Raw genomic sequence first — 14,252 nt, forward strand, 5'->3', positions numbered from 1 at the left:
GATGGGGGTCCGTCTAGGGTCGTTCGCATGGCACGACCGCGGCGCATCGTCCTCGTACGGCACGGAGAGTCCGAGGGCAATGCCGATGACACGGTGTACGAGCGGGAGCCCGACCACGCGCTCCGGCTCACCGAGACCGGATGGCGGCAGGCCGAGGAGACGGGGGAGCGGCTGCGGGCGCTGTTCGGTCAGGAGCGGGTCAGCGTCTACGTGTCGCCGTATCGCCGCACACACGAGACGCTGCGTGCCTTCCGGCTCGACCCGCACCGCGTCCGGGTGAGGGAGGAGCCCCGGCTGCGCGAGCAGGACTGGGGCAACTGGCAGGAGCGGGAGGACGTGCGCCTCCAGAAGGCGTACCGGGACGCCTACGGGCACTTCTTCTATCGCTTCGCCCAGGGCGAGTCGGGAGCCGATGTGTACGACCGGGTGGGCGCCTTCCTGGAGAGCCTCTACCGGAGCTTCGAGGCGCCCGACCACCCGCCCAACGTCCTGCTCGTGACCCACGGCCTGACCATGCGCCTCTTCTGCATGCGCTGGTTCCACTGGACGGTCGCCGAGTTCGAGTCCCTCTCCAACCCGGGCAACGCGGAGACCCGGACGCTGCTGCTCGGAGAGGACGGGAAGTACCGGCTCGACCGGCCCTTCGAACGCTGGCGTACCCCGGAGCCGTACGGCCCCACCGGATAGAGTGGCGGAGCGATGACCGCTGACTCCACTCTCGACCGGCGCTTCGACCGCGCCCTGGCCAGCCTGCGTGGGCTGTCCGTGGGAGACGCCCTGGGCTCCCAGTTCTTCGTTCCCGTCAACTACCCCCTGCTGAAGCGGCACGAGCTGCCGTCCGGTCCCTGGCAGTGGACCGACGACACGGAGATGGCCTGCTCGGTCCTCGCCGTGCTGGTCAGCCACGACCGCATCGACCAGGACGCCCTCGCCGAGTCGTTCGCCCGCCACCACGACTTCGACCGCGGCTACGGACCGGCCGTCAACCGGATGCTCCGGCTCATCCGCGAGGGAGGCGACTGGCGGCAGCTCGCGGCGGCCCTCTTCAACGGCCAGGGCTCCTGGGGCAACGGCGCCGCCATGCGGATCGCGCCCCTCGGCGCCTGGTACGCGGACGACCCGGAGCAGGCCACCCACCAGGCGGAGATCTCCGCGTACACCACCCATCAGCACCGCGAGGCCGTGGTCGGAGCGATGGCCGTCGCCGCCGCGGCGGCCCTCGCCGCGAACCCGGCCGGACCGCCCACGCCCGAGGCGCTGCTCGACGGCGTCGTCGCCCTCGTTCCGCGCAGCGCCGTCGGCGCCGGTCTGCGCCGGGCCCGCGACATGCTCGACTACGACGACGCGGCGACGGTCGCGGCCGTGCTCGGCAGTGGTCGGCGTACCAGCGCGCACGACACCGTCCCGTTCGCGCTCTGGTCCGCGGCTCGGGCGCTCGGCGACTTCGAGCGGATGTTCTGGACGACGGCGGAGGTCGGCGGCGACGTCGACACGACCTGCGCCATCGCCGGTGGGGTCGTCGCCGCCACGGCGGCCGGGGCCCCGCCCGCCGAGTGGCTGGCACAGACCGAGGACCTGCCTGACTGGGTCCCCTCGGCCGCGCGCTCGTAGAGCGGAAGTTTCCCGGATCGGCACCGGGGCAGTTTCCGGAATCGGACCTTCCGGGCGGAATCCCTCGGTGGCCGACGGACTCCGGCGGATTGAGTGTCACGGTCCTGCCACATCCGCGTCCGAGGCGGTTCGGCAGGGCGTGGCGCGGTTAGAGTCGGCCACTCCGCAGCGCTGATCATGACAACAGCGCGCCGAAGAGACACCCGGGACCGCCTTTCCGGCCGCACGGCCGCGGGGACCGGGCCGGGAGGGGGTCCCGTGACCGATACACCGTCCGCAGAGCCATCGAAGGACAACCCGCCGCCGAAGGGCGGTGCCTCACCCAAGGACGCCGCACCGACGGCGCAGGCGAAAACGCCGGAGCCGGGGAGGCCCGCCGACGCCCCGCCTGCCGCCGCGGCCGCCACGAGTGCCGTAGCGCCCAGTGGCCCGCCCGCACCCGGCGGCCCGAGTGCACCTGGTGGGTCCGCCGCACCTGGCGGGCCGCCGCCAGGGGCGTATGGGCCGGGCCGGCCGTACGGGCCGGGAACCCACCCGGCCTACCAGGCCTGGGGTCCCCCGAGGAAGCCGGCGCCCAGCCGACTGAGGCCCGCCGCACCGGCCAAGCCGACCACCGCCACCCTGTGGGCCGTCCTCGCCACCGCCCTGTGCGCCGCCCTGCTGCTCGGCGCGGGTGCCGGGGTGAACCTGCTGCTCGTGGCGGTGCCCGCCACCCTCGCCGGCGCCTTCGCCGCCCGTGCGGCCGGCCGCCGACTGCGGCCCTGGACCCTGGTCTGGGCGCTCGGCGCCGCCGCGCTGCTCCTCGTGCCCGCGCTGAGCGACGCGAGCTGGCCGACCTTCCTCGCCGTCGTCAGCGCCCTCGGCCTCACCGGCTTCGCCCTGCACGGCGGTCGGGGCTGGCCCAGCATGCTGTTCAGTCCGATCGGCCTCTTCGACTCCGTCGGCACCGGCATGATGTGGGGCTGGCGGGGCGTACGCGAGCGTGCGGGCGGCTCCCAGGGGCGCTGGGGGCCGCTCCTGCGCACCGGCCTGATCGCGATCGGCCTGCTGGTCGTCTTCGGCGCGCTGTTCGCCGGGGCCGACGCCGCCTTCGCCGACCTGCTCGGTTCCCTCATCCCGGACATCTCGCTCGACCAGGCGCCCTGGCGGCTGCTGCTCTTCCTGCTCGGACTGTTCGGTGCCCTCGCCGTCGCCCGCACCGCGGCGGCCCCGCTGCGCTGGGACCGCCTGTCCTTCAGCCCCGGCCGGGCCCGCGGCCGGTTCGAATGGGCGCTCCCCCTGGTCGTCCTGAACCTGCTCTTCGCGGCCTTCAACGCGGTCCAGCTCACCGTGCTGTTCGGCGGCTACGACAAGGTCCTCAGCGAGACCGGCCTCACCTACGCCGAGTACGCGCGCCAGGGATTCTGGCAGCTCCTCATGGCGACCCTGCTCACCCTGGGCGTGATCGGCCTGGCGCTGCGGTGGGCGCCCCGCGCCGACGCCGGCGACCGGCGTCTGGTCCGGGCCGTGCTCGGCACCCTGTGCGTCCTCACCCTCGTCGTGGTCGCCTCCGCCCTGCGCAGGATGGACCTGTACGTCGACGCGTACGGCCTCACCCGGCTCCGGATCTCCGTCCTCACCATGGAGCTCTGGCTCGGCGTGGTGATCCTGCTGATCATGGCGGCCGGGATCTGGGGCGCCCGTCTGCTGCCCCGCGCCCTGGCGGCGAGCGCCGCCGGCTTCGTCCTCGCCTTCGGACTGATCCAGCCGGACGCCGTCATCGCCCAGCAGAACGTCGAACGCCACGAACGGCTCGGCAAGATCGACGTGTACTACCTGGAGGGCCTCTCGGCGGATGCCGTGCCCGCCCTCGACCGGCTGCCCGAACCCCTGCGCTCCTGCGCCCTGCGGGACATCGCCGACCGACTCCGCGAGGACAGCGACGAGGCCTGGTACGAGACCAGCCTGGCGGAGGCCCGGGCCCGGGAGATCCTGGCCGAGCGCGAGGCGAGCCGTACGGGCTCGTGCGGCGACCCCACCCGTGAGGAGCAGTACGACCCGGACGCCGACCCCTACTCCGGCGACGCCGACCCGTACGCACCCTGAAGCCACAGGCGGGTTCTCCCTTCCGACCGTACGGAGGGGAGAACCCGCCTGTGGCGTCGCGCGGCGGAGGGCGTTCACGAACGCGACCACGAGATGCCGCGTGAGGGGTCGGCGCCCTCCGTGAGGTGAATCCGGCGATGACGATGCACCGCACCGGGGTGTGCGGCAGCGAAGAGAAGCCGCCCAGATCACCGGGATGAGCGGCCCGGTCATGGTGCCGCCGCCGTGTCCCCGATGCCGGTTTTCCGATGCCGGAGCGGTCCGGTTTCGGCCATGGGTGGACCACCACATGGAATCCGGGTACCAAGGGAGGTATCCATCGGCGTAACCTGTCAGGCGCCATGCCGTACGAACCACCCACCCACACCGTCGAGCGATCGATCCGGGCCACCACCGGCGCCAAGATCGTTGCCGGGGTCGACGAGGTCGGACGCGGGGCTTGGGCCGGTCCTGTCACGGTGTGCGCCGCCGTCACCGGCCTGCGCCGCCCGCCCCCAGGGCTCACCGACTCCAAGCTGATCACCCCGAAACGCCGCACCGCGCTCGCCGTGGAGCTCGAGGGGTGGGTCACGGCGTACGCGCTGGGCGACGCCTCGCCCGCCGAGATCGACGAACTGGGGATGACCGCGGCGCTCCGGCTGGCCGCGATCCGCGCGCTGGAGGGCCTTCCCGTCCGCCCCGACGCCGTGATCCTCGACGGCAAGCACGACTACCTGGGCAACCCCTGGCAGGTCCGTACGGTGATCAAGGGCGACCAGTCCTGCGTCGCCGTCGCCGCCGCCTCCGTGATCGCCAAGGTCCGCCGCGACGCGCTGATGGCGGAGCTGGAGGCCGAGGCGGAGGACTGCGCCGCCTATGCCTTCGCGGCCAACGCGGGCTATCCGTCGCCGGTCCACAAGGCGGCACTGCAAGAGCTGGGGCCCAGTCCGTACCACCGGCTCTCCTGGTCGTATCTCGATGCGATGCCCCGCTGGCGGCATCTCAAGAAGGTCCGGATCTCCGCCGAGGCGGCCGCACTGGAAAGCGGGGGCCAACTCGGCTTCGACTTCTGACCACTTCCGACTACCGACTTCCGGCTTCTGAATCTGGTTTCTGGATGCTCCGGCGGGGCCCTTGGGGGAACCCTCCGGCAGAGCCGTCTCAGCAGCCGGGGCGCACCAGTGCGCCCACCCGCCGGAGCCCCGCGCGACGGCGTTTGATAGACATCCACCCATGCCTCTCATCCCCGAGGAGCCTCAGATTCACGAGAGTGCCCAGGGTCCCCGCGTGACCGCGCCCGCAGGCCGCCCCACGCCGACCCCTCGACCCGTACCCGGCCCGCGTTCCGCGGCCTCTCCGCGTCCCGGGCGTCCGGGTCCCGGTCCGGCCAGGCCCGCACCGCCGGTTCCGCGCCCGCCCACTGCCGCAACGGCGCCCGCCGCCACGGAGAATCGTTCCGACGAACGCTCCGGGCCGCAGGTCCAGTTGATCCCCGCCCCCGCCGACGGTGCCGTCGACGCCGCCGAGGAGGCCGTCGACCTGCTCCTGGAGTCCGGTCGTGCCCCCGGCGACGTCCTGGTGCTCACCACCGGCGAGCAGCACCCGTGGGCGGCGCACGAGCTGTCCTTCGGCGAGGCCGCCTACTGGGCGCAGCAGGACGCCCGCGAGGACGTGTTCTTCGCGGACGCCGCCGCCGTGTCCCGGGCCGCGGCCCGGCCCGTCGTGGTCGTCGCCGTCAACGGCGGCTCCGACGAGGACCTCGCGCGCCGGCTGCCCGAGGCGATGCGGCGGGCGACCGCCCTGCTGATCGTCTGCGGCGACCCGCAGCGGGTCAACGCCGCGCTCGGCGCAGGCGTCTGACCGCCCGTCCACGTCCCGGCCGCCGCCCGGCGGCCGGGCGGACACCCTTTCCCCGCGCCGTCCTTTTGCATCGGGGCGGTGGAACGCCGACCGGAGCCGGTGTGTCCGGGGGCGGTACGTGAGGCGCTGGAGGCCGTCCGCTCAGCGGGCGGCGGCCCGGCGCAGCGGCTCGGGCGCACCGCTCGCGATCCGCGGTGCCAGCCGGTCGGAGTGGGAGTCCTCACCCAGGGGGGTGGGGCGCGAGTCGGAGCTCGGCCTGCGTCCGCCCCGGCCCTCGCCGAGCACCTGCCAGCCGCCGGCGGTCAGGGTGATGTACGCACCGCAGCGCAGCCCGTGCAGCGTGCAGGCGTCCCGCAGGCCCCACATCCACGCGCCGTCCTCCTCGGTCCAACGCTCGTCGCCCTCGCGGCAGTAGAGCAGCACGGCCGTGCGCACCGGCGAACGGCGCCGCAGGTCATGCGGGATGACCCGGCGCAGATGGGCGAGGAGCGCGTTGCGGAACTCCCAGCCGTCCGCCGGAGTCGGCCTGTGGGCGAAGGACGCGCTGGCCGCGAGCCGTTCCTCGTGGTCGAGCACGGCGATCACCGCCGTCGACGGCGTCGGCCGGTGACGGGAGTGCAGACCGCTGACGACATCCCGGGGATTGCGCAGCAGCGGGATCCCCGCCGCGGCCCATTCGGCCGGTTCCAGCATCCGAGCGAGGCGGCTGGCCGACCCGGACGACGAGTTGCCCCGAGCGGCTGAGGACGGAGCGAATCCGAGGGTCACGATCCTCCCTTCGGATACGCGCCCGCTCCGCGGGCAGGGTCGGGTGAGGGCGCACCACGGCATGGTCCAACCGGTCCACGTACGGGCCGTGCGGGGCGGATTCCCAATTCTTCCTGGCCCGTGCGCGGGCGGCAACGAGCAATTGAGGCAGCTGACTGGAATGAACCGGTATGCCTCCCATATCCCTGCCCAGTTACCTATTGTTCACGCCCCGTTCTACGCCTGGACGGCGAGGACCAGCGGGAACACTCCCTCCGCTCCCGCCCGTCGCAGCAGCCTCGCCGCCACCGCCAACGTCCAGCCACTGTCGGCGAGATCGTCCACGAGCAGCACCGGACCGCCCGCCGACGCCAGCCGCTCCGCGAGATCGGGCGGCACCACCAGCGCGCGCTGCAGCCCGACCACGCGCTGTGCGCTGTTCGTCCGGGAGATCCGCAGGTCCTCCGCCTCCGGCGCGTACTCCACCGAACCGAGCAGTGGCATCCGCCCGATCTCGGCGATCCGGTGGCCGAGCGAGCCCACGAGCTGCGGCTTGCGGTGCGAGGCGACCGTCACCACGCCGGCCGGGCGGGGCGGGGCGTCCGCAGCCCCCGAAGCCCAACCGCCCGGCCCCTTCGCCCAGTCGGCGAGCACCCTCACGACCGCCTGCACCACGTCGTCCGGAACCTCCCCGTCCGGCGCGGAGTCGGCCAGCATCGGACGCAGCCGGTTGCCCCAGCCGATGTCCGAGAGCCGGCCCAGCGCCCGGCCCGTGTACGACTGCTCGCCCACCGGGATACGACCCTTCAGATCCACGCCCACGGCAGCGAGACCGGTCGGCCACATCTTGCGCGGCTCCACCTCCACGCCCGCCCGGCCCAGCTCGCCCCGGGCCATGTCGAGCGCCGCCTCGGAGACCTTGGCGTCGAATCTGACCCCCGCACAGTTGTCGCAGCGACCGCACGGAGCCGCGGCCTCGTCGTCCAGCTGCCGGCGCAGGAACTCCATCCGGCAGCCGGACGTCGCCGCGTACTCCCGCATGGCCTGCTGTTCGGCCGCCCGCTGCCGGGCCACCCACGCGTATCGCTCCGTGTCGTAGACCCACGGACGGCCCGTGCTCGTCCAGCCGCCCTTCACCCGGTGCACCGCACCGTCCACGTCGAGCACCTTCAGCATCGTCTCCAGTCGCGTCCTGCGCAGCTCGACCAGCGGCTCCAGGGCGGGCAGGGACAGCGGGCGACCGGCCTGCGCCAGCACGTCGAGGGTGCGGCGCACCTGCTCCTCCGGAGGGAAGGCCACCGAGGCGAAGTACTGCCAGATGGCCTCGTCCTCCTTACCCGGCAGCAGCAGCACCTCCGCGTGCTCCACACCGCGCCCGGCACGGCCCACCTGCTGGTAGTAGGCGATGGGGGAGGAGGGCGAACCCAGATGGACCACGAAGCCCAGGTCCGGCTTGTCGAAGCCCATGCCGAGCGCCGAGGTGGCCACGAGTGCCTTGACCCGGTTGGCCAGCAGGTCGTCCTCCGCCTGCTGCCGGTCGGCGTTCTCCGTCCGCCCCGTGTACGAGGCGACCGTGTGCCCGCACTGGCGCAGATGGGCCGTCACCTCCTCGGCCGCGGCGACCGTCAGCGTGTAGATGATCCCCGAGCCGGGCAGCTCGTCGAGGTGGTCGGCCAGCCAGGCCAGCCGGTGCGCAGCGTCCGGCAGCCGGACCACGCCGAGGCTCAGGCTCTCGCGGTCCAGCGGGCCGCGCAGCACCAGCGCGTCCGTGTCCCCGCCCGTCCCCAGCTGCTCCGCGACGTCCGCGGTCACCCGGGCGTTGGCCGTCGCCGTCGTCGCCAGCACCGGCACCCCGCCCGGCAGCTCCGCCAGCATCGTCCGCAGCCGCCGGTAGTCGGGCCGGAAGTCGTGCCCCCAGTCCGAGATGCAGTGCGCCTCGTCCACGACGAGCAGGCCCGTGGCAGCGGCAAGGCGTGGCAGCACCTGGTCACGGAAGTCGGGGTTGTTGAGCCGCTCGGGGCTCACGAGCAGCACGTCGACCTCACCGGCCGCCACCTCCTCCTGGACGGTGTCCCACTCCTCGGTGTTCGACGAGTTGATCGTGCGGGCGCGGATGCCCGCGCGGGCGGCCGCCTCCACCTGGTTGCGCATCAGCGCGAGCAGAGGCGAGACGATCACGGTCGGCCCGGCGCCGCGCTCGCGCAGCAGCGAGGTCGCGACGAAGTACACCGCCGACTTGCCCCAGCCGGTGCGCTGCACGACCAGCGCCCGGCGTCTGTCCGCGACCAGCGCCTCGATGGCGCGCCACTGGTCCTCGCGGAGTCTCGCCGTCCCCGTCGGGTCCGAGACGAGACGGGCGAGCACGGCGTCGGCGGCCGCGCGCAGGGCGGCACGGTCCTCGGGGCGGTCTGCATTGGTCATGCCCCCATGCAACCTGATCGGTCCGACAAAGCGCGAACGAGCGGCCGAGCCTGTGGAAAACTGGCGGAGCGGTCGGAGGGGGAGTTATCCACAGGGGTTTCGCTACCGACCGTGATCGCGGGACCGTCGTGCCATGAACTCGAACCACCACGAATTCCACGGCGCGTCCTCGACCCAGCAGATCACCCTGCGCGGCCCGGCGGAGCTGGCCGACGCGCTGCCGTTCATGCTCGGCTTCCACCCCAGCGACTCCGTCGTCCTCGTCGCCCTCCACGGCGAGCGCGGACGTTTCGGCGGCCGGGTCAGGGTCGGCATCCCAAGGTCGCCGGCCGAGTGGTCCGCGACCGCGGACCACCTCGCCGAATGCCTCGTCGAAGGCTCCACCCGCCGCGGCGACCGCCCCGACGCCATCGTCGTCTTCCTCTGCCAGGACCCCGCACCGGGCGAGACCGGGCAGCGGGTGATGGAGCGGCTGCGTCCTTTCGCCCAGCGTCTGCGCACCGCCTGCGGCGCGCTCGACGCCCCCGTCCTCGAAGCCCTCTGCATCTCCGACGGCCTGTACTTCTCCTACTGCTGCCCCGACGCGCGCTGCTGCCCGCCCGACGGCACGCCCCTCGCCCTCTCCGGTACGTCGGTGATGGCGGCGTCCGCCGCCTACGCGGGGATCCAGGTGCGCGGCAGCCTGAAGGACATGGAGGCACGGCTGAAGCCATGGGGCTCCGAAGGCGACGCGGCGCAGCGCGCGGCCCTGAACGACGCCGCCGCGGTCATCGTGCCCAGGATCCTGGCCGGTGCGCCGGGAGGTGTGGGGCGCCAGGAGACGCGCGACACCACCCTCGCCCTGGTCCGCCGGCTCATCGCACGGTTCGCCGCACCGCCCGAGGCCCCGGTGGCAGGCACCCCCACCGGTCGCAGCGTCGTTCCCCCCGGACTCGCCGGCCTCGTGAACGGGGCGGCGGCGGGGACGGCGAGCGCCGACGCCCGCGACGACGCGCTCCTCACACCCGACGAGGCCGCCATCGTGATCCTCGGACTGCAGGACCGCGACACCCGTGACCAGGCCGCCGAATGGATGGAAGGCCCGGAGGCGGCCCCCGCGCTGCGGCTCTGGCGCGCCCTGTCCCGGCGCTGCGTCGCCCCCTACCAGGAGTACGCGGCCGCACCCCTGACCCTGGCCGGCTGGGTCGCCTGGTCCACCGGTGACGAACCCTCCGCGCGGGTGGCCCTCGGCCTCGCCCTGGAGGCCGACCCCGAGTACCTCTTCGCGCGGCTGCTCCATCAGGCGTGCAACGAGGGACTGGACCCCGAGTCGCTGCGCGACTGCCTGCGCAAGGAGCGGGACGCGCGTCTCGCCGCCGCGTCCGAAGGGAGGCCGGCCATCACGGGGGAGAGCTGGGAGCCGGACGGCACCAGCGCCGAGGTGGAGGGCCAGCCCCGGTACGCGCCGTCCGGGCCGGGACCGGTGCGGGCGGCGGCCACCCAGGCCGACGGTCATGGCACCGCCCCGGTGCCGGCTGGGAACCGACAGCGGCAGCAGGCCCGCCAGGTCGCGCGGCGAACCGCCCGGCAGGCGGGACTCCGCGCCGCTGGCGCAGGCCGAGGCCCGGCGCGTGCCCCCTCGGCGGCCCGCCGCCGCGACGCCCAGCCGAGGCCGCCGAGGACCGCGGTGGTGCGACGGACCGGACGGCGCGGGGCCAGGAGCGGCGAATGAGCCGCGCGCGGGCCACGAGGGGCGCGGTCCCCCTTCCGGGCACACGGGTCGCCGCCGGACCGCGGGGTGTCTTCCGGTCGGGCACGGGGCTTGCGGCAGGGGGCCGGGGTGTCTTCCGGTCGGGCACGGGGCTTGCGGCAGGGGGCCGGGGTGTCTTCCGGTCGGGCACGGCCCTTGGGGCAGGGGATCGGGGTGTCTCTCGGCCGGTCATGCGGCTCGGCGCCGGACCGCGGGGTGTCTTCCGGCCGAGCGGGCGACCCGCCGCAAGGAGGCGAGCCGCTTTCCGGTCATGGGCGCGGTTCGCAGCCGGACCGCCGGGTGTCTTCCGGCTGTGCGCACGGTTCGGCATCGGGGTCCGGGATGTCCTCCGGCCGGGCACGCGGTTCGCCGCACGGGGCCGGGGCGTCGTCCCTCGGGGCACGCGGCTCGCAGGGGAGGTCCGGGGGGTCGTCCGGTTGGGCACGCGGCTCGCAGGGGAGGTCCGGGAGGTCCTCCGGTTGGGCACGCGGCCTGCCGCACGGGGCCGGGGCGTCCTCCAGCCGGGCCTACGGCTCATCACCCGGCCGCGGGGCGTCTTCCGGTCGAGGGCGAGTCGGGCCGTGACCCGGTGGCCCGCGGCGGCGTTCACCTCTGTGGCGGTCGCGCAGGAGCGGTACCGCCCCATGGCCGGAACCCCGGACCACCCGAGCGGCGTCCACCGTGGACGCCACGGGGCCCGGCCGCGCCGTCCGGACCGCACAGAGAGCGCCGCACACCTGTCATGGCCCCCAGCCCCGCCCAGGCCCCCGGACCCTCCACCGGTCACCCCTCCCACCCCGGAGCTCCGTCACCGGGAACGGGAGCCGGGGCAGTCCGCTCCGGCGATCTGCCCGCCCTGCACGACACCCTCGTCTGCGTCGCGCTCCCGGCCCTCACCATCAGCCCTCGCCACGGACAGCTCACCGGCACCGGACTCGAAGGGGTCTTCCTCGGCGGACGCCGCCTCCTCTCCCGCTGCGTCCTGCGCGTGGCCGGGCGTGAACCCGTCTCCCTCCACGGCCGGCGGGCCGCCGCGGACCGTGCCGACTTCGTGGCTGTCCTGCGCGCGCCCGGCGACACCGGCCCGGACCCCGGCCTCCGCGTCGAGCGCAGCCGTGAGGCCGACGGGACGGAACGGATCACCCTGCGCAGTTCCGCGCTCCGGTCTCTTCGGGTTCCCGTGGAGCTCGCTCTGGGCACGGATCTCGCGGACCTGGGCGCGGTGGCGGGTGGGCGGCCGGGGCCCGAGCTGGCCGCGAGCGTCCACGGCACCGGGCTCCGCTGGGCCCATGAGGACGGCACCGCCGTCACGATCGCGGCGGACCCGCCGCCCAGCGACGCGCTGGCGGCGGCCGGGCTCCTCCGCTGGGAGGCCGAGCTGGCCCCCGGCGACCGCTGCGTCCTCACCCTCCGGATCAGGAGCGAGCACTCCCGCCGCCGGCAGAACCCCGGCACCGGCCGGCCGGGCGGCCACGTTCTCGCCGACGCCGTCGCCGAAGGGGACGACCCGCGCCTCGGTCCGCTGCTGCGCTCCTCCGTCGACGACCTGCGCGCACTGCTCCAGCGCGACCCCGCTCACCCCGCCGACGTGCACCTCGCGGCCGGAGTGCCCTGGCGCTGCGGCCCCGTCACCGCGGAAGCGCTCTGGGCCGCCCGCATGGCCCTGCCGCTCGGCACCCGGCTCGCCGTCACCACGCTCCGCGCCCTCGGTCGTACCCAACGCGACGGCAGCGGACCGGAGTCGGGCCTCATCCCCGGTCCGCTCAGGGACGCAGGCCCCCTGCTGCCGCCCCGCTGCACCGGCGTCGAAGCCACCCTCGCCTTCCCCGTCGTCCTCGCCGAGGCCCGCCGCTGGGGACTCACCGAGCAGGACCTGGCGGAGCTGCTCCCCGTCGCCGAACGGTGCCTCGACTGGCTGCGTGGGGCCGTCGACGCCGACGGCTTCGTGCCGGATCCGTGGCCCGCCGGGCCGGCACGGGCCGAGACCCAGGCCCACGCGCACCGCGCGGCCGTGCTCGGCGCCGACCTGCTCGACGCCTGCGGGAGACCCGGCGGGGACGCGTGGCGGGAATGGGCGCGGGCGCTGCGCGAGCGGTTCCGCAGGCGGTTCTGGCTCGACGACCCGTCCGGCGGTCGGCCCGTCCTCGCCCGCACACCCGACGGCCGTCCGCTGCCGCACCTCGGCGGCTGGGCCGCGCACCTCCTCGACACGGGGCTCACCGCCGCCGGTCGGCAGGCACCCGGACTGCTCGACAAGGGGCAGACCGAGCGGCTGGCCCGGCTGTTCGCCGCCCCGGCGCTCGACTCGGGCTGGGGCCTGCGCGGACTCGGGGAGAAGGAGCCCGGCTACAACCCGTTCGGGCACCGCTCGGGAGCGGTCCGGGTGCACGAGACGGCGGTCGCCGTCGCCGGGCTCGCGGCGGCCGGACACGAGGACGAGGCGGCCTCACTGCTGCGTGGCGTTCTGGACGCCGCCGAGGCCTTCGACCACCGGCTCCCCGAGATGTACGCGGGGGAGCGGCGGACGGCCGGCGCGTTCCCGGTGCCGCACCCGGCGGCCTGCCGGCCCGCCGCGGTGGCCGCCGCGGCCGGCGTGCAGCTGCTGACCGCGGTCCTCGGCGTCCGCCCCGACGTCCCCGGGCGCACGGTCGCCCTGCACCCGCTGCGCTCGGCCCCGCTCGGAGAGGTGCGGCTGTCGGGTCTCCGGGTGGCCGGGGAGCCGTTCGCGGGCCGCGTCGGACGGCTGGGGCTCGGCATGGTCGAGGAGGCGGCACCCGGCCTCCAGCTGGGGGTGTGACCCGCCACAGATGTTCTGACGGCGCTCGACGGGCGGAGCGGAAAGAACTGGAGGACGGACAGGGGCTGGACGGAGAAGAAGTGGCGGCGGATCCTCTCCACGGGCGTGTTTATCGTCAGGAAGACGACTATGATCACGGGCATGCCTCCCTACGACCCGTCGGCCTTTCCGCCCTTCGCCGTCACCGTCGATCTGGTCGTGCTCACCGTGCGGCGCCATGCCCTGTGCGCCTTGGTCGTGAAACGGGGGGAGGCTCCCTTCCAGGGACGCTGGGCCCTGCCGGGCGGGTTCGTCCGGGCCGACGAGGACCTCGACGCCGCCGCCGCGCGCGAGCTGGTCGAGGAGACCGGTCTCTGTGTCCACGATCCGGGGGCCCCGCCGCCCGTACCCGGCAACGGTGCGCATCTGGAGCAGCTGGCGACCTACGGAGCGCCGGACCGGGACCCGCGGATGCGGGTGGTGAGCGTGGCGCACCTGGCGCTCGCGCCGGACCTGCCGGCGCCGCGGGCGGGCGGCGACGCCAACAGCGCGCGCTGGGCACCCGTCGAGGAGCTCCTCGGGCAGGACGGAGCGGGGGAGCCGGACGGCGAGCCGCCGGTGCCGCTCGCCTTCGACCACGCCCGGATCCTGTCCGACGGGGTGGAGCGCGCCCGCTCCAAGATCGAGTACTCCTCGCTGGCCACCGCCTTCTGCCCTCCGGAGTTCACGGTCGGCGAGCTCCGGAGGGTCTACGAGGCGGTGTGGGGAGTGGCGCTCGATCCGCGCAACTTCCATCGCAAGGTGACCGGCACGCCCGGCTTCCTCGTTCCGGCGGGCGGGACCACGACGCGTCAGGGCGGCCGCCCCGCCCAGCTGTTCCGGGCCGGTGGGGCCACGCTGCTGAACCCGCCCATGCTCCGCCCGGAGGTCTGAGCGGCGGCCGGCCGCCCGCCCCGAACCGTCAATCCTGCGCCAAAAGTCCGAAATGGGACGTTATCTTGCTGGGACAGCCGCCCTGCCGCGGAGCGGTCTCACCTACCCGCG

10 protein-coding genes are annotated in these 14,252 nt (G+C 74.6%); 8 read left to right on the top strand and 2 right to left on the bottom strand.

Going from position 1 to position 14,252, the window contains the following annotated elements:
• Nucleotides 1–27 precede the first annotated feature (27 nt).
• The 5 genes from ABTZ91_RS26055 to ABTZ91_RS26075 all read left to right on the top strand — a co-directional run bounded on the left by ABTZ91_RS26055 (nt 28) and on the right by ABTZ91_RS26075 (nt 5,535).
• The gene (locus tag ABTZ91_RS26055; RefSeq protein ID WP_352079666.1) at nt 28–687 is read left to right on the top strand and encodes a histidine phosphatase family protein; all 660 of its coding nucleotides are present in this window, start codon (nt 28–30) and stop codon (nt 685–687) included.
• A gap of 12 nt (nt 688–699) precedes the next feature.
• Complete coding sequence (locus tag ABTZ91_RS26060) at nt 700–1,611, top strand: ADP-ribosylglycohydrolase family protein (RefSeq protein WP_352079667.1); 912 nt, start codon at nt 700–702, stop codon at nt 1,609–1,611.
• Between the two features lie 258 nt (nt 1,612–1,869).
• Nucleotides 1,870–3,696, top strand: a complete 1,827-nt coding sequence (locus tag ABTZ91_RS26065; protein ID WP_352079668.1) for a DUF4173 domain-containing protein — start codon at nt 1,870–1,872, stop codon at nt 3,694–3,696.
• A gap of 341 nt (nt 3,697–4,037) precedes the next feature.
• The gene (locus ABTZ91_RS26070) at nt 4,038–4,748 is read left to right on the top strand and encodes a ribonuclease HII (protein ID WP_352079669.1); all 711 of its coding nucleotides are present in this window, start codon (nt 4,038–4,040) and stop codon (nt 4,746–4,748) included.
• 160 nt (nt 4,749–4,908) lie between these two features.
• The gene (locus tag ABTZ91_RS26075) at nt 4,909–5,535 is read left to right on the top strand and encodes a hypothetical protein (protein ID WP_352079670.1); all 627 of its coding nucleotides are present in this window, start codon (nt 4,909–4,911) and stop codon (nt 5,533–5,535) included.
• Nucleotides 5,536–5,676: 141 nt separating this feature from the next.
• Here the strand turns inward: ABTZ91_RS26075 and ABTZ91_RS26080 are convergent, their stop codons facing one another.
• Both ABTZ91_RS26080 and ABTZ91_RS26085 read right to left on the bottom strand, forming a co-directional pair.
• Nucleotides 5,677–6,303 carry a hypothetical protein gene (locus ABTZ91_RS26080; protein WP_352079671.1) on the bottom strand — a complete coding sequence of 209 codons (627 nt, stop codon included), beginning with the start codon at nt 6,301–6,303 and terminating at the stop codon, nt 5,677–5,679.
• A 216-nt stretch (nt 6,304–6,519) separates the two neighbouring features.
• Complete coding sequence (locus ABTZ91_RS26085; RefSeq protein ID WP_352079672.1) at nt 6,520–8,703, bottom strand: RecQ family ATP-dependent DNA helicase; 2,184 nt, start codon at nt 8,701–8,703, stop codon at nt 6,520–6,522.
• Between the two features lie 133 nt (nt 8,704–8,836).
• Between ABTZ91_RS26085 and ABTZ91_RS26090 the strand changes: the two genes are divergently transcribed.
• The 3 genes from ABTZ91_RS26090 to ABTZ91_RS26100 all read left to right on the top strand — a co-directional run bounded on the left by ABTZ91_RS26090 (nt 8,837) and on the right by ABTZ91_RS26100 (nt 14,141).
• The gene (locus tag ABTZ91_RS26090; RefSeq protein ID WP_352079673.1) at nt 8,837–10,414 is read left to right on the top strand and encodes a DUF4192 domain-containing protein; all 1,578 of its coding nucleotides are present in this window, start codon (nt 8,837–8,839) and stop codon (nt 10,412–10,414) included.
• 760 nt (nt 10,415–11,174) lie between these two features.
• Nucleotides 11,175–13,229: a glycogen debranching N-terminal domain-containing protein gene (locus ABTZ91_RS26095; RefSeq protein WP_352079674.1), complete on the top strand. Its 2,055-nt coding sequence runs from the start codon at nt 11,175–11,177 to the stop codon at nt 13,227–13,229.
• 141 nt (nt 13,230–13,370) lie between these two features.
• Nucleotides 13,371–14,141, top strand: a complete 771-nt coding sequence (locus ABTZ91_RS26100) for an NUDIX domain-containing protein (RefSeq protein WP_352079675.1) — start codon at nt 13,371–13,373, stop codon at nt 14,139–14,141.
• Nucleotides 14,142–14,252: the final 111 nt, after the last annotated feature.

This window comes from Streptomyces sp. NPDC126499 (assembly GCF_040302485.1).
Taxonomy (GTDB): domain Bacteria; phylum Actinomycetota; class Actinomycetes; order Streptomycetales; family Streptomycetaceae; genus Streptomyces.